The sequence below is a fragment of the Nocardioides eburneiflavus genome (genome assembly GCF_004785795.1).
GTDB classification, from domain to species: domain Bacteria; phylum Actinomycetota; class Actinomycetes; order Propionibacteriales; family Nocardioidaceae; genus Nocardioides; species Nocardioides eburneiflavus.
Window position 1 is genome coordinate 1,827,678 of sequence record NZ_SRRO01000001.1, and the last position, 21,061, is coordinate 1,848,738.

The following is a 21,061-nucleotide window of genomic DNA, read 5'->3' on the forward strand; positions in this document are numbered from 1 at the left end:
CCCCCGGTCGGCACAATGGCCCGCATGAGCACCGTCGCGGCCATCGACTGCGGGACCAACTCGATCAAGGTCCTGATCGGCACCGTGCGCGACGACGGACGCCTCGACACCGTGCTGCGCGACTCGCGGGTCGTCCGGCTCGGCCAGGGGGTCGACCGCACCGGCGAGCTCGCCGACGAGGCGCTGACGCGCACGTTCGCGGCCCTCGACGAGTTCGCCGAGACCATCCGTCGCCACGGCGTGCCGCCGGCGCGGGTCCGCTTCTGCGCGACCTCGGCCACCCGCGACGCGAGCAACGCGGCCGTGTTCCGCGAGGGCGTACGCCGCCGGCTGGGCATCGAGCCCGAGGTCCTGTCGGGCGACGAGGAGGCCGCCCTCGTCTACGCCGGTGCGATCGCCGCGCAGGTCCCGAGGCCACCCGAGCCGGTGCTGGTGGTCGACATCGGCGGCGGCTCCACCGAGCTCGTGCTCGGCGAGGGCGACCGGCGGCAGGCCGTCTCGCTGGACATCGGGTCCGTACGCCTCCACGAGCGCCACCTCCACACCGACCCACCGACCGCGGCAGAGGTCGCCGCGTGCGTCGCCGACATCGACGCCCAGCTCGACGGCGGCGGGATCCCGCTCGAGCGCACCCGGACGGTCATCGGCACGTCCGGCACGATCAAGACCCTGGCGTGCGGGGTCCTCGCGCTCGACAGCTACGACCGCGAGGCGTTCGACCACGCCGTCCTGCCCAACGCCGCCACGGCGTCCTTCGTCGACGCGCTCGTCGCCATGACCGTCGCCGAACGGCGTGCCCTGCCCTACATGCACCCCGGCCGTGCCGACGTGATCGCCGCGGGGGCGCTCATCTGGAGCCGCATCCTGGCCCGTGTGCCGGTGCCCGAGCACGTCGTGTCCGAGGCCGACATCCTGCACGGCATGGCCGCTGCCATCGGCCGATGAGCGGGCCGGTCGGGCTCCCGCACCCCGTGGTCGGCGGGGAGTTCCCCAGCCCGGTGGAGCCCGGCACCGGCTGGCCGGACGACCCCGCCGCGGCGGGCACGCCCGTCGCGCGCGACGCCGACGACGTACGCCGGCTCGCGCGCGGCGCCGACCTCGACGAGCTCGACGCCCGGGTGAGCGTGTGCTCCGCCTGCCCGCGACTGGTGACCTGGCGCGAGGAGGTGGCGCGCGAGAAGCGGGCGTCCTTCGCCGACCAGCCCTACTGGGGGCGGCCGATCCCGGGCTGGGGCTCGCCGGAGCCCTCGCTGCTGATCGTCGGCCTCGCGCCCGCGGCCAACGGGGGCAACCGGACGGGGCGCATCTTCACCGGCGACCCGAGCGCGGACTGGCTCTTCGCGAGCCTGCACCGCACCGGCTGGGCCGTCCAGCCCACCAGCGAGCACGCCGGGGACGGCCAGCGCCTCGTCGACGCGCGGATGGTCGCGACCGTGCGCTGCGCCCCTCCGGAGAACAAGCCCACCTCCGTCGAGCGCGACACCTGCGCGCCGTGGATCGCCGCCGAGCTGGCCCTGCTCCCCACGGTGCGTGCCGTCGTCGCGCTCGGCTCGTTCGGCTGGGCCGGCGCGCTTCGCTCGCTGGTCGCCGCGGGCGCGCCGGCGCCCGCGACCCGGCCGAAGTTCGGGCACGGCGCGGAGGTCGGGCTGGGCGGCGTGACCCTCCTCGGGTGCTACCACCCCTCGCCGCACAACACCTACACCAAGCGGCTCAGCGCCGAGATGACGGACGCGGTCTTCGAGCGCGCGAGGGCGCTGACAGACTTGCCTGTGTGACCCTCCACGCCATCACCGTCCTCGGCCACGACCGTCCCGGCATCATCGCCGAGGCCACCGGCAGGCTCGCCGGGCTGGGCCTCAACCTCGAGGACTCGACGATGACGCTGCTGCGCGGCCACTTCGCGATGATGCTGGTCTGCGAGGGCGCCGCGGAGGACGCCGACATCGAGGCGGCCCTGGCGCCGTTGGCCGCCGACGGCAGCCTGACGGTCACGGTCCGCGAGGTGCCCGTCGAGGCCGTCGCTCCTGCCGCCGGCACGTCGTGGATCCTGTCGGTGCACGGTGGCGACCGCCCCGGCATCGTGTCCGCCGTTGTCGCGGTGATCGCCGGCGTCGGGGGCAACATCACCGACCTGACGACGCGGCTCGCCGGCGACCTCTACCTCCTCGTCGCCGAGGTCGACCTCCCCGCGGGCGTCGACGTCGCCTCGGTCGAGCGCGACCTGGCAGTCGTGGCGGCGGACCTCGGTGTCGGCGTGACGCTGCGCGCTGCCGAGACCGACGAGCTCTGAGCGCCGCACCGATGAGCGTGAACCCCCGGGTCCTGGCGTGGACCGAGGCCGACCTCGGCGTGGCCGGGGAGCTGCGCGAGGTCGTACGCGCCCCCGCCGCCGTGCTGTCCACGGTCGGCGACCTCGTCGACCCGACCGCGCCGGAGGTCGTACGGCTCGCCGCCGACCTCGTCGCCACCATGCGGGTCTCGCCCGGCTGCGTCGGCCTGGCCGCGCCGCAGATCGGGGTGGGGGCGAAGGTCTTCTGTGTCGACGTGTCGGAGCACCCCAAGACCCGCGACCACCACGGCACGTTCGTGCTGTGCAACGCCGAGGTCGTCTCCGGCAGTCGCAAGGAGAAGGCCCGCGAGGGCTGCATGTCCGTGCCCGACCTCACCGGCGACGTCCGGCGCCCGAGCCGCATCGTCGTGCGCGGCCAGCTCCCCGGGAGCGGCGAGGAGGTCGAGCTCGAGGCCGGGGCCTTCGAGGCACGGGCGCTCCAGCACGAGATCGACCACTGCGACGGTCTGCTGTTCCTCGACCGTACGGCCGGAGCGCACGCCGTCTACGCTCGCAGGACGTACCTCTGACCTGCCCGCCAGGTCGCCGGCCCCGGTATCCCAACCGGTAGAGGAAGCGGTCTTAAAAACCGCACAGTCTGGGTTCGAACCCCAGCCGGGGCACTCGTCACGACCTCCTCCTCACGGGTCCGCGCCCGCGGACGGGCTGGTAGCGGTCGAACCGTGCCTCCAGCACGCCCTCGCCGCCCGTGAGGTCCGGCAGCTGGTGCTGGAGGCCGTGCAGGCGGGCCGCCACCAGGCGCGCCTCGATCCTGGTGAGGTCAGCGGTGGCGGTCTGGCCGGTGACCTCGGCCCCCCAGCTGCCGAGGAGCCGCAGCAGCTGCGGAGCGTCCCGTGTCGGCACCTCCAGGTCGACGCGGAGGTGCGGCTCGCACACGAGGGTCGAGGCACGCTCCAACGCCTGGCGCACGACGAGCGGTGTCAGGCTGCGGTAGTCCAGCGCGGTCGGCAACGGACCCCGCTGCGAGGGCGGCCCGTCCCCGGACCGGTAGCCGGCCTCGGTGAGGGTCACCCGGCAGTCGGTCACCTCCCACCCCGACAGTCCGCGCGCCAGCGCCCGGCCGACGTGCTGGGCCATGACGGTCGTGAAGTGCTCGACGGTCTTGAAGAGGTGGAGCGGGAGGTCGCGGGCCGGGACCTCGAGGTCGAGCCGGACCCCCGAACCCGGGGCGGCCGGCTCGAGCCGGAGCCCGATGGTCGCGCCGTACGGGTTGGTCGGGGTGTTGAACCGCTCCACCGCCGACCCGACCCGCCGCAGCCGCTCGACGTGGAGCACGCTCGCCTCGGAGAAGTCGACCTCGATGCCGTGCTCCTCGGCCAGCGTCGAGGCGATGACCTCCTGCTGCACCCGGCCGTAGAGCGACACCGTGGGCCGGCCGTCCTCGTCGGGACGTGCCGCGATCAGCGGGTCCTGGTCGGCGAGCTGGGCCAGCGCGACGCGGAGCGCGGGTCCCTGCCGCGGGTCGCACGCCTCGAGCGACGCCTCCAGCGTGGGCGGAGGGAAGTGGTGCTCCTCCGCGCGGGCCGACGTGCCGAACCCGTCGCCCACCCGGACCGCGCCGAGCCCGAGCAGCCGCGCGACCTGGCCCGCACGGACCTCGGGAGCGCGGGTCCACTGCCCGTCGCGGAAGACCTGGATGCCGGCGACCTTGCCGGACCGAGCGCCGGGCAGCTCGAGCCGCTGGCGCACGCACAGGGACCCGGAGAACGTCCGCACGTACGCGACCTTCTCGCCGGCCGGCCCGCGGTCCACCTTGAACACCCGGCCCGACGGAGGCCCGCCGGCGTCGGCCTCGCCCTCCGCCGGCGGCGCGGAGGGCAGGAAGGTCGCGATGCCGGCCACCAGCTCCGGCACGCCCGCGCCTGTGACCGCCGACCCGGCGAAGACGGGGTGCAGATCCCCGGACCGGGTCTGGTCCGCGACGAGCGCGCGCAGCTGCTCCGCCGTGTGGTCCCTGCCCTCGACGTACGCCCTCACCAGCTCGTCGTCGTGCTCGGCCAGCGCAAGGACCTCGCGCTCGCGGAAGGCGCGGTCGTCGGGTGCGTACGGGGTGAACGCCGCCGTCCCGGCGCCGAGCCGGGCCGCCGTCCCCATGGGCAGGACCGACGGCGAGAGCCGGCGACGGATCGCCTCGAGGACCGCGTCGACGTCGGCGCCCGCCCGGTCGATCTTGTTGACGAAGAGCAGCGTCGGCACGCGCAGGCGTTGCAGGGCGCGCATCAGGATCCGGGTCTGCGGCTGCACGCCCTCGACGGCCGACAGGACGAGCACGGCGCCGTCGAGCACCCCGAGGACGCGCTCGACCTCGGCGATGAAGTCCGGGTGGCCGGGGGTGTCGATGACGTTGACGACGAGGTCCTCGAGCGGGAACGCCACGACCGCGGCCTTGATGGTGATGCCGCGGCGGCGCTCGAGGGCGAGGCTGTCGGTCTGCGTGGTGCCGGCGTCCACCGAGCCGGGCCGGTCGACGACGCCGGCGAGGTGGAGGAGGTGCTCGGTGAGGGTGGTCTTACCGGCGTCGACGTGGGCGAGGATGCCCAGGTTGAGCGATCGTTCGGATGAGCGTGGAGGCACGCGGGGTCCCTTCGAGGAGGTGGATGCGGACGGGAGCGTGCGTTGCTCGCATCTCGGTGCCTCCTGGGACGTCGCCGTGGCCGGCCTCTCCGGCTTCCCCGGCACGCTAGGCAGCAGGACGTCGCGAGGGCAACCGGATTACGGCCGACGGCGCAGCGGCGGTGCACCTGCCTCGCCCGCTCCGCGGCCCGCGGGCAACCTGAGAAGTTGCTGTGACGGGAACAGCGCCTGCCCCGTGCGCGTTTGAACGGGTGTTCCCCCGGCTAGAGTGGAGGAACGCACACGGACGTCGTCACCGCGACGCGTCGACCCCCCGGAACCTCCGGGGGCGGCCTCCAAGGAGAGACCATGAAGAGCAACAATCCCGTTTTCGCCCGTTCCGAGGAGTTCAACCGCGCCTCGTCGAACGCCTACCCGGGCTACGGCGACACGGTCACCGACCCGTCCCAGTGGGGCACCGGCACGCCGGGCCAGGTCGACCAGAGCCGGATGACCGTCGACTCGGTGGTCCAGAAGACCGCGATCTCGATCGCGCTCGTCTTCGCCGCCGCGTTCGCCACCTGGTGGTACACCGGTGAGGTCAGCAGCAGCGCAGACCTGGGTCAGGTCTACCTGCTCGCGATGCTCGGTGCCGGTGGCGCGTTCCTGCTGTCGCTCGTGAACTCCTTCAAGCGCGTCATCAGCCCCGCGCTGGTGATGGCCTTCGCCGTCGCCGAGGGGGTCGCGCTGGGTGCGATCAGCAAGCTGTTCGAGGCGCAGTTCCCCGGCATCGTGATGAGCGCCGTCCTCGGCACCTTCGCCGCCTTCGCGGGCACGCTCGCCGCCTACAAGGTCCTCGACATCAAGGTCGGCGACAAGTTCCGCCGCGGCGTGGTGGCGGGCATGTTCGGCATGGTGGGCCTTGGCCTGCTGTCGATCGTCCTCGGCTTCTTCGGCATCGACACCGGCCTCTACGGCAGCGGCGGCCTGGGCTTCATCTTCGCCCTCGCCGGCCTCGTCCTCGGCATCTTCATGCTGATCCTCGACTTCGACTTCGTCGAGAACGGCGTCGCCGCCGGCCTCCCGGAGCGCGAGTCGTGGCGCGCGGCCTTCGGCCTGACCGTCGCCCTCGTCTGGATCTACACCAACCTGCTGCGGATCCTCGCGATCCTGCGTGGCGACTGATCCGCCGAATCACCTCCTGCTCGACACTCCGGCCCGCCCGAGCTCAGCTCGGGCGGGCCGTCGTCATCTCGACCGGAAGGAACCTCAGCGCTGGCTGGGGACGGGATCGACCACGTCGTCGGGGTCCTGCTCCTCGTCCTGGTCCGGCGACTCGGCCTCGGTGGCCGGGCGGCGGCGGCGGTGGCGCAGCTCGACCCAGCGCCCGCGCAGGCCGCGCTGGTTGCCGCCGACCTCGGTGCCGTCGACCTCGGTGCCGGGCGTACGGGCCGCGCGCACGGCCGCGGCGGCGACCGGCAGGATGCCCTCGCGGCGGCGGGGCTCGGGCAAGGCCTCGTCCTCGGGCAGCAGGTCGAGCGCGGCGAGGCACGACGGGATGAGCACCGACGCGAGCTGCTTGTAGCCGTCGGCCGACGGGTGGAAGCGGTCCGGTCCGAAGAGCACCGCGGGCGCGGCGTCGAACTCGGGGCCGAGGATGTCGCCGAGGGACACCGAGCGGCCGCCGTTCTCCACGACGGTGATCGTCTGGGCGGCGGCGAGCCGGCGCGACCACTCGCGCGCCACCTGCTTGAGCGGCGGCGGGATCGGCCGGATGGTGCCGAGGTCGGGGCAGGTGCCGACGACGACGGCGACGCCCTCCTCGCGCAGGCGGCGTACGCCCTCGGCGAGGTGGCGCACCGAGGCGGATGGGAGCACGGAGTGGGTGACGTCGTTGGCGCCGACCAGCACGACGGCGAGGTCGGGATGGGTGCCGAGGGCAGCGTCGACCTGGTCGGCAAGGGCGCTCGACTGCGCGCCGACGACGGCGAAGGAGCGCAGGTGCACCCGGCGGTCGGCCTGCGCCGCCACGCCGGTCGCGAGGTGGGCGCCGGTGGTGTCCTCGACGCGGTGCACGCCGTAGCCCGCGGCGCTCGAGTCACCCAGCAGCGCGATCCGGATCGCGGGGCCCGGGCGGCCGCGGCCGTACCAGCCGGTCGCGTCGGGCGGCGCGCCGGTCGCGTTGCCGATGATCCTGCGGGCGAGCTTCGCCTCGGCGACCAGCACCCCGTACAGGCCGGCGCCGAGCACCGACAGGCCGCCGCCCCCCAGGGCCGCGGCCGATGCCAGCTTGCGTGCTGCTCCAGTTGCCCCCACACCCCGAGCGTACCCAGCCGGCGTTGCAGGTTACGCAGCAGTAGACGGCTAGATTGGCCGGGTGCAGTACGTGAACTCGCTCCTCGACCTGATCGGCAACACCCCGCTCGTCCGCCTCGGCCGGACGCTGGACCTCCCTGCGGAGGCAGACGGACCGCTGGTCCTGGCCAAGGTCGAGTACCTCAACCCCGGCGGCTCGGTGAAGGACCGCATCGCGAGCCGGATGATCGAGGCCGCCGAGGCCTCGGGCGAGCTCCAGCCCGGCGGCACGATCGTCGAGCCGACCTCCGGCAACACGGGCGTCGGGCTGGCGATGGTGGCCCAGCAGAAGGGCTACAAGTGCGTCTTCGTGTGCCCCGACAAGGTCAGCGAGGACAAGCGCAACGTGCTCAAGGCCTACGGCGCCGAGGTCGTGGTCTGCCCGACCGCCGTGGCGCCCGAGCACCCGGACTCCTACTACAACGTGAGCGACCGGCTCGCCTCCCAGCCGGGCGCGTGGAAGCCCGACCAGTACTCCAACCCGCACAACCCGCGCTCCCACTACGAGACCACCGGTCCGGAGATCTGGGCGCAGACGGACGGGAGGATCACCCACTTCGTCACGGGCATGGGCACTGGCGGCACGATCAGCGGCGTCGGTCGCTACCTCAAGGAGCAGAACCCGGACATCCAGGTCGTCGGCGCCGACCCGGCCGGCTCGGTCTACTCCGGCGGCACCGGCCGCCCCTACCTCGTCGAGGGCGTCGGCGAGGACTTCTGGCCCGAGACCTACGACCGCACCGTCGCGGACCGCGTCATCGAGGTCTCCGACGCCGACTCGTTCGCCTTCACCCGCCGCCTCGCGCGCGAGGAGGCGATGCTGGTCGGCGGCTCCGCCGGCATGGCGGCCTTCGCCGCCCGCGCCCTGGCCCACGAGCTCGCCGCGGAGGGGCGTACGGACGCGGTCGTCGTCGTGCTGCTCCCCGACTCCGGCCGCGGCTACCTCACCAAGGTCTTCAACGACGAGTGGCTCGGCCAGTACGGCTTCGCGACCGGCGAGCAGGCCGACCACCGCACGGTCGGCGAGGTGCTGCGCGGCAAGTCCGGGCAGCTGCCCGACCTGGTGCACACCCACCCGGGCGAGACCATCGCCGAGGCCGTGCACATCTTCCAGGAGTACGGCGTCAGCCAGATGCCGGTCGTCCGGGCCGAGCCGCCGATCGTCGCGGCCGAGGTCGCCGGCTCGGTGTCGGTGTCGACCCTGCTCGACGCGCTGTACGCCGGCTCGGCGAAGCTCAACGACCCCGTCGGGGACCACATGTCCCCGGCGCTGCCGACGATCGGGTCCACCGAGGCCGCCGCCGACGCGGTCCGGCTGCTCGAGAAGGCCGACGCGGTGCTCGTCCACGAGGACGGCAAGCCCATCGGCGTGCTCACCCGCCAGGACCTCCTGACGTTCGTGGCCGCATCGTGACGCGCGCCGCCCGGGCCCTCGGGGCCCTCGCCTGCCTCGGCCTGCTCACCGGCGCGCTCAGCGCCTGCGGCGACGACCTCAACACCGAGACCGCTCCGGTGGAGGTCGAGCTAGGCGAAGCGTTCTCCTGGAACTCCTTCGCCGTCGAGGAGGGGTGGGAGCTCAACGGGATCGAGCGGTCGGCCGGCGCCGACGAGGTGACGACCCCCGAGGTCAAGGGGACGATCACCAACCGGTCCGAGGAGGAGCGCGCGGCGCTCTTCGAGATGGTCTTCTCCGCTGACGGATCACCCGTCGCGACCCTCAGCTGCTCGGCGGCCACGATGCTCGAGGACCAGTCCCAGCAGTTCGTCTGCCCGGGCCTGAGCGCCACCATGCCCGAGGACTACGACGCCGTCGTGGTGCAGGAGTTCAGCCGGGACACGACGCCCAGCTGAGGGGCGCTCGTCATGTCGGACCTGTCCCTCGAGGTCGTCCTCTTCCTCGTCCTCGCGGCCCTGGTGGCCGGCTTCGTCGACGCGGTCGTCGGTGGCGGGGGGCTGGTGCAGCTGCCGGCACTGCTGGTCGGGCTGCCCGGCGCGTCGGTCGTGCAGATCGCGGCGACCAACAAGCTGGCGTCCTTCTGTGGCACCTCCATCAGCGCCGCGACGTACGTCCGGCGGATCCACCCGGACCCGCGCACCTTCCTGCCCCTGATGCTCGCCGCCGGGATCGGGTCGGCCGGCGGCGCGCTCGTCGCCTCGCTGCTGCCGCGCAGCGCGTTCGACCCGATCATCCTCGTCGTGCTGGTCCTGGTCGGGGGATACGTCTGGTTCAAGCCGAGCGTCGGCGAGCTGACCCGCCTGCGCTTCCAGGGCGGGCAGCACCTCACGGCGGTCACCCTGACCGGCCTCACGATCGGGTTCTACGACGGGGCGATCGGGCCGGGGACGGGCTCGTTCCTCGTGTTCGCGCTCGTCGGCCTGCTCGGCTACAACTTCCTCGAGGCCTCGGCCAAGGCCAAGCTCGCCAACTGGGCCACGAACCTGGCCGCCCTCGCCGTCTTCGTCCCGCAGGGCGCCGTGCTCTGGCAGCTGGCCCTGCCGATGGCGGCGGCCAACATCACCGGCGGCTACCTCGGGGCGCGGCTGGCGATGGCGCGTGGTGCGAGGTTCGTCCGGGCGTTCTTCCTCGTCGTGGTCTCGGGCTTCGTCGTGCGGATCGGCGGGGACCTGCTCGGCTGGTGGTGACCGGCGGCCGTGCACCCAGGCGGTAGCCTCCCCTCGTGGGAGCCGTGGGGTCAGTCGACGCGTTCCAGCGCCGCCACCCGGTGATCGGCTTCCCCCTCGCCGTGGTCTACAAGTACTTCGACGACCAGGGCCCCTACCTCGCGGCGGCGCTGACCTACTACGCCTTCATCGCGATCTTCCCGCTGATGCTGCTCGGCACCTCGATCCTGGGCCTGTTCCTGCGCGGCGAGCCCCAGTGGCAGGAGAGCATCCTCAACTCGGCGCTCTCGCAGTTCCCCATCATCGGCGACGAGCTCGGTCGACCGCAGGGGCTCCAGGGCTCGGTGGCCGGTGTCGTCGTCGGCGCCCTCGCCGCCCTCTACGGCGCGATGGGGCTCGGCCAGGCGCTGCAGAACACCCAGCACGTGGCGTGGTCCGTCCCGCGCAACAGCCGCCCCAACCCGTTCTACGCCCGCGTCAAGACGCTCCTGCTGCTCCTGACCGCCGGGCTGTCGCTGCTCGCGGTCACCGTCGTCTCCACCATCGCCAGCACCACCGACGTGTTCACCGAGGTGATCGGCGACGGGCTCAAGACGCTGCTGCCGGTGCTGACCGTGCTGGTCGTCGGCACCGGGCTGGCCTACCTCTTCCGCTTCGCGGCCACCGGCCAGCACTCGTTCTGGCGAGCGGCGCCGGGCGGGTTCACCCTCGCCGTGCTGTGGCAGGTGCTCCAGATCGGCGGCGCGGCCTACGTCGACCGGGTGCTGGTCAACACCTCGTCGATGACCAAGACCTTCGGCCTGGTCCTGGGACTCATCGGCTTCCTCTGGATCGGCGCCGTGATGGCGGTGCTCGCGACCGAGGTCAACGTGGTGCTCGCGCGCCGGCTGTGGCCGCGCGCGCTGCTGACCCCCTTCACCGACAACGTGCAGCTGACCGACGCCGACCGCGAGGCGTACGCCCTCTACGCCCGGATGCAGCGGCACAAGGGCTTCGAGAAGGTGGTGGTGCGCTGGGAGCCGGGGCCCGCCGAACGGGAGCCCGACGAGCCGGCCGACAGGCCGGCGTGACGACCTACCTCACTGTCGCCGGCGACGCCACGGGCGAGGTCGAGGACCGCGGCTCCCGCTTCCTGTGCACGCTGCGCAGGGTGGCCGACGAGGACGAGGCGCGCGGGCTCGTGGCCTCGCTGCGCCGCGAGCACTGGGACGCGCGCCACCACTGCTCGGCGTTCGTGCTCGGACCCGGTGGGACGATCCAGCGCTCCTCCGACGACGGCGAGCCCGCAGGGACCGCGGGGGCGCCGATGCTCGAGGTGCTCAAGGGGGCCGGGGTCAGCGACGTCGCCGCCGTCGTGAGCCGGTGGTTCGGGGGGACGCTGCTGGGGGCGGGCGGCCTGGTGCGGGCCTACGGCGACGCGGTCCGTGCCGCGCTGGCGGAGGCGGGCACCCTGCGGCGTGCGCTGCTCACCGAGCTGGCCCTCGAGCTCGACCACGCCGACGCCGGCCGGGTCGAGGGCGAGCTGCGGGCGCGGGGCGTACGCGTCCTCGACGTGGCGTACGACGCGCGGGTGCGGCTGCTGCTAGCAGCGACGCCCGGCGACGTGGACCGGCTCGGGGAGGTGGTCGCGGCGGCGACGGCGGGCGCGGGCCTGCTCGAGCGGGTCGGCGAGCGCTGGGTGGACCTCGACGGGTGACCGGTCAGTCCACCACGCCGTCGACGTAGACCCACCGGCCGGCGCGCTGCTCGAACCGGCTGACCTCGTGCATCGAGCCGCCCTCCCACGACGCCACGAACTCGACCGTGTCGCCCTCCGCGGCGAGGACCCGCAGGCCGGTCCAGCGGGTCCCCGGGGCGGGGCGGACTTCGTCGGGACGGGTCCGCGGGTGCCAGGTGCGGAACAGGTGGTCGGCGTCCCCGCGGACGTGGGCGGTGTAGCGCGAGCGCATCAGCTGCTCGGGCGTCTCGGCCCGGGCGGCGTTCGCCAGCAGGGGTCCGCAGCAGGCGTCGTACGCCTCGCCGGTCCCGCAGGGGCAGGGGACTGTCAGCACGAGGCCGACCCTATCGACGCCGTTTGGTTTGCGGTGTAATTATGTAAGCATGAAATCAGACGAGAGCCGCCGCGGTCGCCGCGGCGGGTGGCAGGTCGCCGACCTGCCGGACGCGAGCGATGCGTCCGAGTGGTTCCACGGGCGGCTGCCCGAGGCATGGTTCAGCGCGGTCGACGTCACCGTCGACCGTGAGGAGATCCTGGTGGTGGGCACCCTCGCCGCCGACGACGTCAGCGGGGCCGAGGCGGAGGGTCGCATCGGCCGCTTCCGCTCGGAGACCAGGGCCGAGCGCATCGAGATCGCGCTCGAGGCGCAGGCGCGCTATCAGCGCAAGGTGTCGTGGGGGGTTCGGCTCGGTGACACCGAGGCGCTGTTCACCCACGTCGCCGCACCCGTGATGACGCGGCTGCGCCAGCCCGAGCGGCGGGTGCTCGACACCCTGGTCGACGCCGGCGTCGCCCGCTCCCGGTCCGACGCCCTCGCGTGGTCGGTCCGGCTCGTCGGGGAGCACGCCGACGAGTGGCTCGGCCAGCTCCGCGACGCGATGGCCGAGGTCGACAAGCTGCGCGGCGAGGGCCCGACCCTCTGACGCAGCCCCGACGTGGACGCGCGGACACAACTCGGTCGTCCCGCCCCGTCCCAGCGGGGCGGGACGCCGAAATCCAGTGTTCTGTCCGCGCGTCTGCGCACTACGGTGCGGCGCATGACGATCGAGCGGCCCGAGCCGTCCTTCAGCAACGACGAGGTCGGGATGCTGCGCTCCTACCTCGACCACTTCCGCGCCACCGTCCGGCTCCAGGCCAGCGGGCTCACCGACGAGCAGCTCGCACAGACGCTGCCGCCGAGCGACCTGACCCTCGGCGGGATGCTCAAGCACCTCGCCTTCGTCGAGGACTACTGGTTCTCCTACAACCTCGCGGCGCGCGACCCCGCCCCGCCGTGGGACACCGCCCCCTGGGGCGACGACCCCGACTGGGACTGGCACAGCGCCGCCGGCACCCCGCACGCCGAGCTGGACTCGCTCCTCGCGGCGGCCATCGCGCGCTCGGACGCGTGCCTCGACGCCGCGCTGGCCGCGGACCCGGACCTCGGCAGGCGCGTGGCCAGGCCCCGGCCTCCCGAGAAGGGGGAGACCGCCACGCTGCGGTGGGTGCTGGCCCACATGCTCGAGGAGTACGCCCGTCACGCCGGCCACGCGGACCTCATCCGCCAGTCGATCGACGGCGCGACGGACGTCTGAGCAGGTCAGGTCAGCGGGTCAGGTCCTCGTGCAGGCAGAGCACGTTGCCGGAGGGGTCCTTGAACCACGCGGCCTTCTCGGAGCCGAGCACGCAGACGTGGTCGACGGTGCGCAGGTCGGGCAGGTCGTAGTCCTCGAAGACGACGCCGCGGCCCTCCAGCTCGCCGATCTCGGCGGAGATGTCGTCGACCTCGAAGCTCATCGCGGTGCTCTCCGAGGGGTGGCTGTCGGGGCGGGGCAGCAGGACGAGCGACGATCCGCCGTCCAGCGCGAAGACCGCGGCGCCCTCGTCGTTGGGTCCGGTGTAGTCGAGCCCCAGGGACTCGGAGTAGAACGTGCGGGCGCGGTCGACGTCGGTGACCGGGAGCATCATCGCGACCGTACGGTGTGTGAGCGACATGAGCGCCTCCTCTGTTGCCTGGTCACCACCCACTGTGCGCCCGCGGCCGGACTGCCGGGAGACTGCTCCAGACCGGAGAATCGAAGGAGATCCGTTGATCATCAGGACCGCGACCGAGGACGACTGGCCCGCGATCTGGCCGTTCTGGCGCGACATCGTCGAGGACGGTGAGACGTACGCCTATCCGCTGGGCGCGACGTCGGAGACGGCCCGCGGGTGGTGGTTCGACGGCAGCCACGTCGTCGTCGCGACGGAGGACACGACGGAGGACACCACGGAGGACAGCAGGGTCCTGGGGTCGGCCAAGATGGGACCGAACCGACCCGGGCGGGGCGCCCACGTCGGCACGGCCTCCTTCATGGTCGCCCCGGAGGCCCGGGGCCGCGGCGTCGGCCGACGGCTCGGTGAGCACATGGTCGACTGGCACCGCGAGCAGGGCTTCGCCGGCATCCAGTTCAACGCCGTCGTGGAGACCAACACCGCCGCCGTACGGCTCTGGCAGGACCTCGGCTTCGAGGTCGTCGGCACCGTTCCCCGCGCCTTCGAGACCCCGAGCCGGGGCCGCGTCGGGCTGCACGTGATGTACCTCGAGCTCGACTGAGGTCCGCGAGGGGCAGCGGACCGGGCGCCCGTCTGGTGGAATGTGACACATGGCCGACCCGATCCGCGTCTACCTCCTCGACGACCACGACGTCGTCCGTCAGGGACTGAGGTTCCTGCTCGAGCAGCAGGACGACATCGTCGTGGTGGGCGAGTCCGCCACCGCGGCCGAGGCCGCGGCCCGGATCCCGGCGATGCGGCCCGACGTCGCGGTCCTCGACGCGCGGCTGCCGGACGGCTCCGGCATCGAGGTGTGCCGCTCGGTGCGCGCGGTCGACCCCACCATCAACGCCCTGATCCTCACGTCCTACGACGACGACGAGGCGCTGTTCGCCGCGATCATGGCGGGCGCCGCCGGCTACGTCCTCAAGGAGATCCGCAGCTCCGACCTGGTCACCGCGGTGCGCCACGTCGCGGCCGGCAAGTCGCTGATCGACCCCGCGATGACCGCCACCGTGCTCGAGCGGATCCGCAACGGCCCGGGCACGCCCGACGAGCTGGCCTCGTTGACCGACCAGGAGCGGGTGCTGCTGGGCCACATCGCGGAGGGGCTCACCAACCGGCAGATCGCCGAGCAGATGTTCCTCGCCGAGAAGACGGTGAAGAACTATGTCTCGAGCATCCTCGCCAAGCTCGGCCTCGAGCGGCGTACGCAGGCGGCCGTGCTGGCCTCGAAGCTGCTCGGCGACGCCCCTCGCTGACAGGCCCTCCGCGCTGGGGACCTAGGTCCCGCCGACGGGGTGACCGGCGACCCTGCTGCCCGCAGCCGGGAGAAGGGAATCTGGTGGTGACCCGGAAACCCACCACAAGAGGAGGAGATGACGATGAACGTCATCCACCGCCAGCACCACATCAGCACCGAAGGCGTCACCACCTCCGAGACCGAGGAAGTCCGCAGCCCCGGACTGGCCCGCGCCCTCGCCGTCCTGCGGATCGCCTTCGGAATCACCTTCCTGTGGGCTTTCCTCGACAAGACCTTCGCCCTGGGCTTCCACACCGGCTACGACCAGGAGGGCAACCTCGACCGGTTCGGTGACGCCGCGTGGATCAACGGGGCCAGCCCCACCGAGGGCTTCCTGACCTTCGGTGTCCCAGCGGACAACCCCTTCAAGGAGATGTTCAACTCCATGGCCGGACAGGCCTGGGTGGACTGGCTGTTCATGATCGGCCTGCTCGGCATCGGCATCACCCTCCTGCTCGGGGTGGGCATGCGGATCGGCACCGCCGCCGGCGCCCTGATGTACGCCTTCATGTACGCCGCAGTGCTCCCGCTGGAGAACAACCCGGTCGTCGACGACCACCTCGTCGGCGTGATCGTGATGGCCGTCCTCGCCCTCGGCGCAGCCGGCACCACGTGGGGGCTGGGTCACTGGTGGAACCGCACGGACGTGGTGCAGAAGTACCCCGTCCTGAGGTGAGACCAGTCCCTCACCGGACCCGGCGCCGTCCCCCGGCGTCGGGTCCCTTGGCGTGTGGTCAGCGCAGCGGGACGCGCCAGACCAGGGCCGTGCCGCGCTCGCCCACGGGTGAGACCAGGAGCGTGCCGCCCAGGTCGTCGGCGCGGCGCCTGGCGTTGCGCAGGCCGCTCTCGGAGACCTCGTCCGGCAGGCCCACGCCGTCGTCGGCGACGCGCAGCTCGAGGAGGTCGCCGGTGACGACCAGGTCGACCTCGGCGCTGTCGGCCAGCGCGTGCCGCGCGACGTTGGAGATCGCCTCGCGCAGCACCGCGAGCAGCTGTGACCCGAGGGCCGGCGGGACCGCGGTGTCGACCGGCCCGGAGGTGCGCACGACCGGGGTGAACCCGAGCACCGGGACGTACTCCTTGACCAGGCTGCGCACGGCGGCGCGCAGTGAGTCGCCACGGCGGTCCTGGAGCTCGAAGATCGTGCCACGGATCGCCTTGATGGTGTCGTCGAGCTCACCCACGGAGCTGTCGAGGCGCTCGGTGACCGCGTCGTTGCCGGCCATCGCGGCGACGCCCTGCAGCTGCAGCCCCGTCGCGAAGAGCCGTTGGATGACGATGTCGTGCAGGTCGCGGGCGATGCGCTCGCGGTCGGAGATCAGCGCCAGCTCCTGGCGGTCGGCCAGGGCCTGGGTGCGGTCGAGGGACAGGGCCACCTGGTCGGCGAAGCCGGCGAACAGGTCGCGGTCCTGCACGTCGAGCAGGCCGGCGCCCGGCTGGGAGACCGCGACGAGCGCGGTGACCGGCGCGAGGTGCGACCGCAGCGGCACGACGACCAGGGGTACGCCGGCGGCGTACGTGGCGACCGCCGAGGCGCTGCCGTCGGGCTCGACGCTGTCGCGGGCCTCGGCGAGCACGTCGGCCACCCAGGCGGGGTCGGCGTCCGGGGCGACGCTGACGGTGTCGTGGTCCGGGCCCAGCGACGACCAGAGGGCGACGGCCCTCGCGCGCGACACCTGCCGGGCGGTGGAGACGATCTGGGGCAGCACGTCGTCGAGGTCGACGGGCGGCTGGAGCAGCTCGGCGAGCTCGGCCGAGGCCTCCAGCCACTGCCGCCGCCGCTCGCTGAGCGCGAACGAGCGGGCGTTGCTGATCACGTAGCCGGCCGTGCGGGCCAGCTCCTCGACCAGCCTCTCGTCGGCGTCCGTGAACGGCCCGCCGTCGGCCTTCTCGGTGAGGTAGAGGTTGCCGAAGACGGTGCCGCGGATCCGCACCGGCATGCCGAGGAACGACGTCATCGGCGGGTGGTTGGGCGGGAAGCCCACCGACGAGGGGTGGGCGCTCAGGTCGGCCAGGCGCAGTCCGGACGGGTCCTCGATGATCACGCCGAGGATGCCGCGCCCGCGCGGGAGGTCGCCGATCAGGGCGCGGGTGCGGTCGTCCAGGCCGGTGGTGACGAACTCGACCAGCTCGCCACCGTCGTTGCCCAGCACCCCGAGGGCCCCGTAGCGGGCACCGGTGAGGGCTGTCGCCGCCTCCACGATGCGGGTGAGCACGCTGGCGAGGTCGAGGTCGCTGGAGATGGCGGTGACCGCCTCGAGCAGCGAGCGGGCGTCGGCACCGAGGTCCGGTGAGGGAGTGTGCGTCACGCCCACATCATCCCCCTCCGTCATCTCCCTCGGTGGTCGAGCAGCGCCGAGGGACCAGCGACATCTCGACGGGACCGCCGGCCAGCTGTACTGGGTGCTGTCGTGCTCGTCGGCGCCCCGTGGCTTCTTTCCCTGGTCATCATGCTGAGCCGACCGGTCGTCGACGCGCCTGGTGGCGTAGAAGCGGACGCCTGGTGCTGCGCGGTCGTCAGCACGTGCCTGCAACCCCGCCGGTCGTTCGTCTGGCGGGGTGTGGGGCGGGGTCATCGTCGGCGTGGTCGCGGGATGCCGGGTGGGGCTGGCGACTCGCCGCGGACGAGCGGCTCGAGGTCGGTGGTGCCGGTGTGGTCGCGGCGGTAGCGGTGCCCGTGCGGTGAGGTCCACGCGAACACTCCTGGGGTGGTCATCTCGTAACGCCAGGGTGAGTGGGTCTTGAGGCGGTGGTGGAACCGGCACAGGCAGGCCAGGTTGCTCGTGGTCGTCGGGCCGGGTTGGGGTCTGCCCTCGGCGTGGGCGTCGTCGTCCCACGGGATGATGTGGTCGATGTCGCAGCGCCGGGCAGGTCGGGAGCAGAACGGGAACACGCACGTGCGATCCCTCAGGATCACTTGTTCGCGGATCGTTGCCGGGACCTTCCGCGTCTGCGCGGTCAGCGTGGTGTTGAGGTCGATGACGGGCTTGATCGTGACCTCGGTGCGCGAGTCGGCGCACCAGGACTGGATCTGCTCGAGCAGGACCAGGCGTTGACCGTTCTCCATCCGGCCGGTGGGACCGAACACCGTGGTGTCGCCGGAGAAGGAGGCGTCGACGTGGGCGTGGATCACGACCGCACGGGCGACGGGCAGGTCCGGCTCGTCGGCGTCGCCGCCGGCGCCGGCGAGATCCAGAGCAGTCTGGGTCCGGGCGAGGTCCCCGAGGGCCTTGGCTCGTCGGGCGTCGAGCGGCAGCAGGGATCCGAGGGCGGCCTGGGTGGCGGCGTGGTGGGCGAGGGCGCGGTCGAGGTCGAGGGCGTCGGCGATGTCGACCTCGGCCTCGATCCGCAGGGTGCCGGCGTAGTGCACGTCGTCGGTGTCCACGGTGACGTGACGTGGGTCGACGTGCAGGTAGCCGTCCTCGGGATCCGCAGCGGGGTCGGCGGTCGCGAGGTCGTAGCGCCCGATGGTCTCGGCGACGAGCCGGTCGAGCTGCGCGGACCCGACCCGTCCGGCGACGGCGGCGACCTGCGCGTCGACGAACCCCGCGGCCTCGGCGGTGAGGGGAGGGGTGGAGTGGATGGTGGTGTCCGCGATCGCCCGGGCCCGCCAGGCGGGCACCGCACCGGCGTGGACCTGCTCCCACAACCGGGGCAGGCGGTGTCGGAGCTCGAGGGCGTGGCCGATGAGCTTCTTCGCGGCCGTGCTGGTGATTCCGAGCGTGGTGCCGAGCTCGGCCACACAGAACTCCGCCACCAACGGGGCACCCTCACCGGCGATGGGCTCCTCGTGCTGGGACCCCGGAACCGTGAACGACGCCGCCGTGTGGATCGACTCCGGCGGGTGCAGGTCCGCCCACCTGGCGGCGAGGACCAGCTGGTCGGCCGCGGCCCGGTCCTCGGCGGCCTTGCGGTCACGGATCGCTGACAGCACCTCGGCGGGTGAGAGGTCGTCTGCGACCCCTCGCGCCTCGGCGGCCACCGTCTCGATCATGCGTTTGATTGTAGTCGTCGGATGCGACAGCGGCCATGCCTGTGGACGGTTCGTGGCCCACGAAGTTCATCCTGGGAGCCGAGTGACGAGGCGTCTCGAAGGGCTCGCACCTCGACCACCGAGGTGCTGACTGCCCCTAGGCGAGCCGTCGCACCGGCAGGTGCTCCCACGGGTCCCAGCCGCCGCCGAGCTGCCGGCCGCTGACCTCGGTCCACGGGATCCGGACCACGAGGTTGCGCTGCCCGGTCGCCCACGGCCGGGGCTGCCAGGACCGGGCGATCTCGGCGAGCTCGTCCTGGTCGTCGACGAAGGACCCACGACCCCGCACGACGACGCTCCACCCGCGCTTGAGCTCGTAGTCGAACTGGTCGACCTCGAAGCACAGCTGCGCGTCGCGCCCGTAGGTGCCGAGCAGGCTGTAGGCGGTCGTACGGATCAGGATCGACTCCCCGTCGACGGCGTAGTTGACCGGGATGATGTGGGGTCCGTTGGGGGTGCCGACGGCGACCCGGCCCGCGATGCCCGACACGAGCAGGCGGGCGCAGTCCTCGCGGGAGAGGTCGTGGGTGGTGTGCATGGGAGCCTCCTGTGTCTGAGGTCCCAGCGTTGCCCGCACCGCCGACCGCGGGCAGGGTCGAAGGTCCCGACGCGACAGGGGCGGGAGTCGCTCGTCGGCCGGGAAGGGCTGACTTCGAGCGCACTCCACGTTGACCGGCAGGTCTAGCGTGGAGGACGTGACCGACGCGACCCACGTGGACGACCAGCAGACCCAGCACCCCTCACCCAGCACCCTCGGCCAGCTCCGGGAGAGCGGCCACCAGCTGAAGTCGCTGCGCCAGGAGCTGCGCGACAACCTGCTCGAGCGCCTCGCGGCCGGTGTGGACCCCTGGCCGGGGCTGCACGGGTTCGCCGACACCGTGATCCCGCAGGTCGAGCGGGCGCTGCTCGCCGGCCACGACGTGGTGCTGCTGGGCGAGCGCGGCCAGGGCAAGACCCGGCTGCTGCGCTCCCTGGTCGGCCTGCTCGACGAGTGGTCCCCGGTGATCTCCGGCTCCGAGCTCGGCGAGCACCCCTACGACCCGATCACGGTGACGTCGCAGCAGGCGGCAGCGACGTACGGCGACGACCTGCGCATCTCGTGGCGGCACCGCGACGAGAGGTACGCCGAGAAGCTGGCGACGCCGGACACGTCGGTCGCCGACCTGATCGGCGACGTCGACCCGATGAAGGTGGCCGAAGGTCGCCACCTCGGCGACCCGGAGACCATCCACTTCGGCCTGATCCCGCGCAGCCACCGCGGGATCGTCGCGATCAACGAGCTGCCCGACCTCGCCGAGCGGATCCAGGTCGCGATGCTCAACGTGATGGAGGAGCGCGACATCCAGATCCGCGGCTACGTCCTGCGGCTGCCGCTCGACGTGCTCGTGGTGGCCAGCGCCAACCCCGAGGACTACACCAACCGCGGCCGCATCATCACGCCGCTGAAGGACCGCTTCGGGGCCGAGATCCGCACGCACTACCCCCGCGAGGTCGAGCAGGAGATCGCCGTCATCGAGCAGGAGGCCGACCTCGTCGCCACCGTGCCGGCGTACCTGCTCGAGGTGCTCGCACGCTTCACCCGCCACCTGCGCGACTCCCAGTCCGTCGACCAGCGCTCCGGCGTGAGCGCCCGCTTCGCCATCGCGGGCGCCGAGACGATCGCGGCGGCCGCGCTGCACCGCGCGACCACCCAGGGCGAGGACGAGGCGGTGGCGCGCGTCGTCGACCTCGAGACCGCGGTCGACGTGCTCGGCGGCAAGATCGAGTTCGAGACCGGCGAGGAGGGCAGAGAGAGCGAGATCCTCACCCACTTGCTGCGCACGGCCGTCGCCGAGACGGTGCGTGCCCACCTCGCGGGCATCGACCTGCGCCTGCTCGTCGAGGCCATCGAGGAGGGCGCCATGGTCGGCACCGGCGCGCGGGTCGGCGCCCGCGACTTCCTCGCCGGGCTGCCGGTGCTGGGGGAGTCGGACCTCTACGACGTGGTGTGCGAGTGCGTCGGCGCCACCAACGACGGTGAGCGTGCCGCCGCCATCGAGCTCGCCCTGGAGGGCCTCTACCTCGCGCGCAAGATCGGCAAGGACACCGACGGCGGCGAGACCTTCTATGGCTGAC

The 21,061-nt window shown here is 72.8% G+C and carries 23 protein-coding genes and 1 tRNA gene; 17 read left to right on the forward strand and 7 right to left on the reverse strand.

Features of this window, described 5'->3' with window-relative positions; translation table 11 throughout:
• Positions 1–24 precede the first annotated feature (24 nt).
• From EXE59_RS08575 to EXE59_RS08595, 5 genes are all read left to right on the forward strand, one after another.
• Positions 25–945, forward strand: coding sequence for a Ppx/GppA phosphatase family protein (locus EXE59_RS08575; protein WP_135838530.1), 921 nt, complete (start codon positions 25–27; stop codon positions 943–945).
• Positions 942–1,775, forward strand: a complete 834-nt coding sequence (locus EXE59_RS08580; RefSeq protein WP_135838531.1) for a uracil-DNA glycosylase — start codon at positions 942–944, stop codon at positions 1,773–1,775. Before EXE59_RS08575 ends, EXE59_RS08580 begins: the two co-directional genes overlap by 4 nt.
• Positions 1,772–2,290, forward strand: a complete 519-nt coding sequence (locus EXE59_RS08585) for a glycine cleavage system transcriptional repressor (protein ID WP_135838532.1) — start codon at positions 1,772–1,774, stop codon at positions 2,288–2,290. The genes EXE59_RS08580 and EXE59_RS08585 overlap by 4 nt, the downstream gene beginning before the upstream one ends.
• Before the next feature lie 11 nt (positions 2,291–2,301).
• Positions 2,302–2,859, forward strand: a complete 558-nt coding sequence (locus tag EXE59_RS08590) for a peptide deformylase (RefSeq protein WP_135838533.1) — start codon at positions 2,302–2,304, stop codon at positions 2,857–2,859.
• Between the two features lie 19 nt (positions 2,860–2,878).
• Positions 2,879–2,952: transfer RNA gene (locus EXE59_RS08595), tRNA-Leu, on the forward strand.
• A gap of 4 nt (positions 2,953–2,956) precedes the next feature.
• On the opposite strand, the gene EXE59_RS08600 is transcribed toward EXE59_RS08595, so the two are convergent.
• Entirely contained in the window at positions 2,957–4,924 is a 1,968-nt protein-coding gene (locus EXE59_RS08600) for an elongation factor G (protein ID WP_135838534.1), read from the reverse strand.
• Between the two features lie 348 nt (positions 4,925–5,272).
• On the opposite strand from EXE59_RS08600, the gene EXE59_RS08605 reads away from it, so the two are divergent.
• Entirely contained in the window at positions 5,273–6,088 is an 816-nt protein-coding gene (locus EXE59_RS08605; protein WP_135838535.1) for a Bax inhibitor-1/YccA family protein, read from the forward strand.
• Positions 6,089–6,172: 84 nt separating this feature from the next.
• On the opposite strand, the gene EXE59_RS08610 is transcribed toward EXE59_RS08605, so the two are convergent.
• Positions 6,173–7,219, reverse strand: a complete 1,047-nt coding sequence (locus EXE59_RS08610; protein WP_135838536.1) for an SGNH/GDSL hydrolase family protein — start codon at positions 7,217–7,219, stop codon at positions 6,173–6,175.
• A gap of 61 nt (positions 7,220–7,280) precedes the next feature.
• Here EXE59_RS08610 and EXE59_RS08615 point away from each other — a divergent pair, with 61 nt between their 5' ends.
• The 5 genes from EXE59_RS08615 to EXE59_RS08635 are packed head-to-tail and all read left to right on the forward strand — an operon-like array spanning position 7,281 to position 11,576.
• On the forward strand, positions 7,281–8,672 hold the full coding sequence (locus tag EXE59_RS08615; protein WP_135838537.1) for a cystathionine beta-synthase: 1,392 nt from the start codon (positions 7,281–7,283) through the stop codon (positions 8,670–8,672).
• Positions 8,669–9,109, forward strand: a complete 441-nt coding sequence (locus EXE59_RS08620) for a hypothetical protein (RefSeq protein WP_135838538.1) — start codon at positions 8,669–8,671, stop codon at positions 9,107–9,109. The genes EXE59_RS08615 and EXE59_RS08620 overlap by 4 nt, the downstream gene beginning before the upstream one ends.
• A 12-nt stretch (positions 9,110–9,121) precedes the next feature.
• Positions 9,122–9,901, forward strand: coding sequence for a sulfite exporter TauE/SafE family protein (locus tag EXE59_RS08625; RefSeq protein ID WP_135838539.1), 780 nt, complete (start codon positions 9,122–9,124; stop codon positions 9,899–9,901).
• Positions 9,902–9,936: 35 nt separating this feature from the next.
• Entirely contained in the window at positions 9,937–10,950 is a 1,014-nt protein-coding gene (locus EXE59_RS08630) for a YihY/virulence factor BrkB family protein (RefSeq protein WP_246056636.1), read from the forward strand.
• Positions 10,947–11,576 (forward strand): YigZ family protein, encoded by a 630-nt coding sequence (locus EXE59_RS08635; protein WP_135838540.1) that lies wholly within the window; start codon positions 10,947–10,949, stop codon positions 11,574–11,576. Before EXE59_RS08630 ends, EXE59_RS08635 begins: the two co-directional genes overlap by 4 nt.
• Before the next feature lie 4 nt (positions 11,577–11,580).
• Here EXE59_RS08635 and EXE59_RS08640 read toward each other — a convergent pair whose 3' ends face one another.
• A complete protein-coding gene (locus tag EXE59_RS08640; RefSeq protein ID WP_135841198.1) occupies positions 11,581–11,928 on the reverse strand; it encodes a YchJ family protein in 348 nt (115 codons plus the stop codon).
• A gap of 52 nt (positions 11,929–11,980) precedes the next feature.
• Here EXE59_RS08640 and EXE59_RS08645 point away from each other — a divergent pair, with 52 nt between their 5' ends.
• Positions 11,981–12,520, forward strand: a complete 540-nt coding sequence (locus EXE59_RS08645) for a hypothetical protein (protein ID WP_135838541.1) — start codon at positions 11,981–11,983, stop codon at positions 12,518–12,520.
• 114 nt (positions 12,521–12,634) lie between these two features.
• Positions 12,635–13,171, forward strand: a complete 537-nt coding sequence (locus EXE59_RS08650) for a DinB family protein (protein WP_135838542.1) — start codon at positions 12,635–12,637, stop codon at positions 13,169–13,171.
• A 10-nt stretch (positions 13,172–13,181) separates the two neighbouring features.
• Here EXE59_RS08650 and EXE59_RS08655 read toward each other — a convergent pair whose 3' ends face one another.
• A complete protein-coding gene (locus EXE59_RS08655; protein ID WP_135838543.1) occupies positions 13,182–13,571 on the reverse strand; it encodes a VOC family protein in 390 nt (129 codons plus the stop codon).
• 94 nt (positions 13,572–13,665) lie between these two features.
• On the opposite strand from EXE59_RS08655, the gene EXE59_RS08660 reads away from it, so the two are divergent.
• The 3 genes from EXE59_RS08660 (at position 13,666) to EXE59_RS08670 (ending at position 15,589) form a co-directional block, all read left to right on the forward strand.
• Positions 13,666–14,172 (forward strand): GNAT family N-acetyltransferase, encoded by a 507-nt coding sequence (locus EXE59_RS08660; RefSeq protein ID WP_135838544.1) that lies wholly within the window; start codon positions 13,666–13,668, stop codon positions 14,170–14,172.
• A 49-nt stretch (positions 14,173–14,221) separates the two neighbouring features.
• Positions 14,222–14,872 carry a response regulator gene (locus tag EXE59_RS08665; RefSeq protein WP_135838545.1) on the forward strand — a complete coding sequence of 217 codons (651 nt, stop codon included), beginning with the start codon at positions 14,222–14,224 and terminating at the stop codon, positions 14,870–14,872.
• Between the two features lie 123 nt (positions 14,873–14,995).
• Positions 14,996–15,589, forward strand: a complete 594-nt coding sequence (locus EXE59_RS08670; RefSeq protein WP_135838546.1) for a hypothetical protein — start codon at positions 14,996–14,998, stop codon at positions 15,587–15,589.
• Positions 15,590–15,647: 58 nt separating this feature from the next.
• Here the strand turns inward: EXE59_RS08670 and EXE59_RS08675 are convergent, their stop codons facing one another.
• The 3 genes from EXE59_RS08675 to EXE59_RS08685 all read right to left on the reverse strand — a co-directional run bounded on the left by EXE59_RS08675 (position 15,648) and on the right by EXE59_RS08685 (position 19,484).
• Positions 15,648–17,222, reverse strand: a complete 1,575-nt coding sequence (locus tag EXE59_RS08675; protein ID WP_168218451.1) for a GAF domain-containing sensor histidine kinase — start codon at positions 17,220–17,222, stop codon at positions 15,648–15,650.
• 263 nt (positions 17,223–17,485) lie between these two features.
• Positions 17,486–18,907 carry an HNH endonuclease signature motif containing protein gene (locus EXE59_RS08680; protein WP_135838548.1) on the reverse strand — a complete coding sequence of 474 codons (1,422 nt, stop codon included), beginning with the start codon at positions 18,905–18,907 and terminating at the stop codon, positions 17,486–17,488.
• 136 nt (positions 18,908–19,043) lie between these two features.
• On the reverse strand, positions 19,044–19,484 hold the full coding sequence (locus tag EXE59_RS08685) for a pyridoxamine 5'-phosphate oxidase family protein (protein WP_135838549.1): 441 nt from the start codon (positions 19,482–19,484) through the stop codon (positions 19,044–19,046).
• Between the two features lie 157 nt (positions 19,485–19,641).
• Between EXE59_RS08685 and EXE59_RS08690 the strand changes: the two genes are divergently transcribed.
• Entirely contained in the window at positions 19,642–21,060 is a 1,419-nt protein-coding gene (locus EXE59_RS08690) for a sigma 54-interacting transcriptional regulator (RefSeq protein WP_246056638.1), read from the forward strand.
• Position 21,061: the final 1 nt, after the last annotated feature.

What these genes read in the sequence shown, in the direction of transcription:
- EXE59_RS08575 (WP_135838530.1), top strand. Translation starts at nt 25, where the DNA reads ATGAGCACCGTCGCGGCCATCGACTGCGGGACCAACTCGATCAAGGTC.
- EXE59_RS08580 (WP_135838531.1), top strand. Translation starts at nt 942, where the DNA reads ATGAGCGGGCCGGTCGGGCTCCCGCACCCCGTGGTCGGCGGGGAGTTC.
- EXE59_RS08590 (WP_135838533.1), top strand. Translation starts at nt 2,302, where the DNA reads ATGAGCGTGAACCCCCGGGTCCTGGCGTGGACCGAGGCCGACCTCGGC.
- EXE59_RS08605 (WP_135838535.1), top strand. Translation starts at nt 5,273, where the DNA reads ATGAAGAGCAACAATCCCGTTTTCGCCCGTTCCGAGGAGTTCAACCGC.
- EXE59_RS08625 (WP_135838539.1), top strand. Translation starts at nt 9,122, where the DNA reads ATGTCGGACCTGTCCCTCGAGGTCGTCCTCTTCCTCGTCCTCGCGGCC.
- EXE59_RS08645 (WP_135838541.1), top strand. Translation starts at nt 11,981, where the DNA reads ATGAAATCAGACGAGAGCCGCCGCGGTCGCCGCGGCGGGTGGCAGGTC.
- EXE59_RS08650 (WP_135838542.1), top strand. Translation starts at nt 12,635, where the DNA reads ATGACGATCGAGCGGCCCGAGCCGTCCTTCAGCAACGACGAGGTCGGG.
- EXE59_RS08655 (WP_135838543.1), bottom strand. Translation starts at nt 13,571, where the DNA reads ATGTCGCTCACACACCGTACGGTCGCGATGATGCTCCCGGTCACCGAC.
- EXE59_RS08665 (WP_135838545.1), top strand. Translation starts at nt 14,222, where the DNA reads ATGGCCGACCCGATCCGCGTCTACCTCCTCGACGACCACGACGTCGTC.
- EXE59_RS08670 (WP_135838546.1), top strand. Translation starts at nt 14,996, where the DNA reads ATGAACGTCATCCACCGCCAGCACCACATCAGCACCGAAGGCGTCACC.
- EXE59_RS08680 (WP_135838548.1), bottom strand. Translation starts at nt 18,907, where the DNA reads ATGATCGAGACGGTGGCCGCCGAGGCGCGAGGGGTCGCAGACGACCTC.
- EXE59_RS08685 (WP_135838549.1), bottom strand. Translation starts at nt 19,484, where the DNA reads ATGCACACCACCCACGACCTCTCCCGCGAGGACTGCGCCCGCCTGCTC.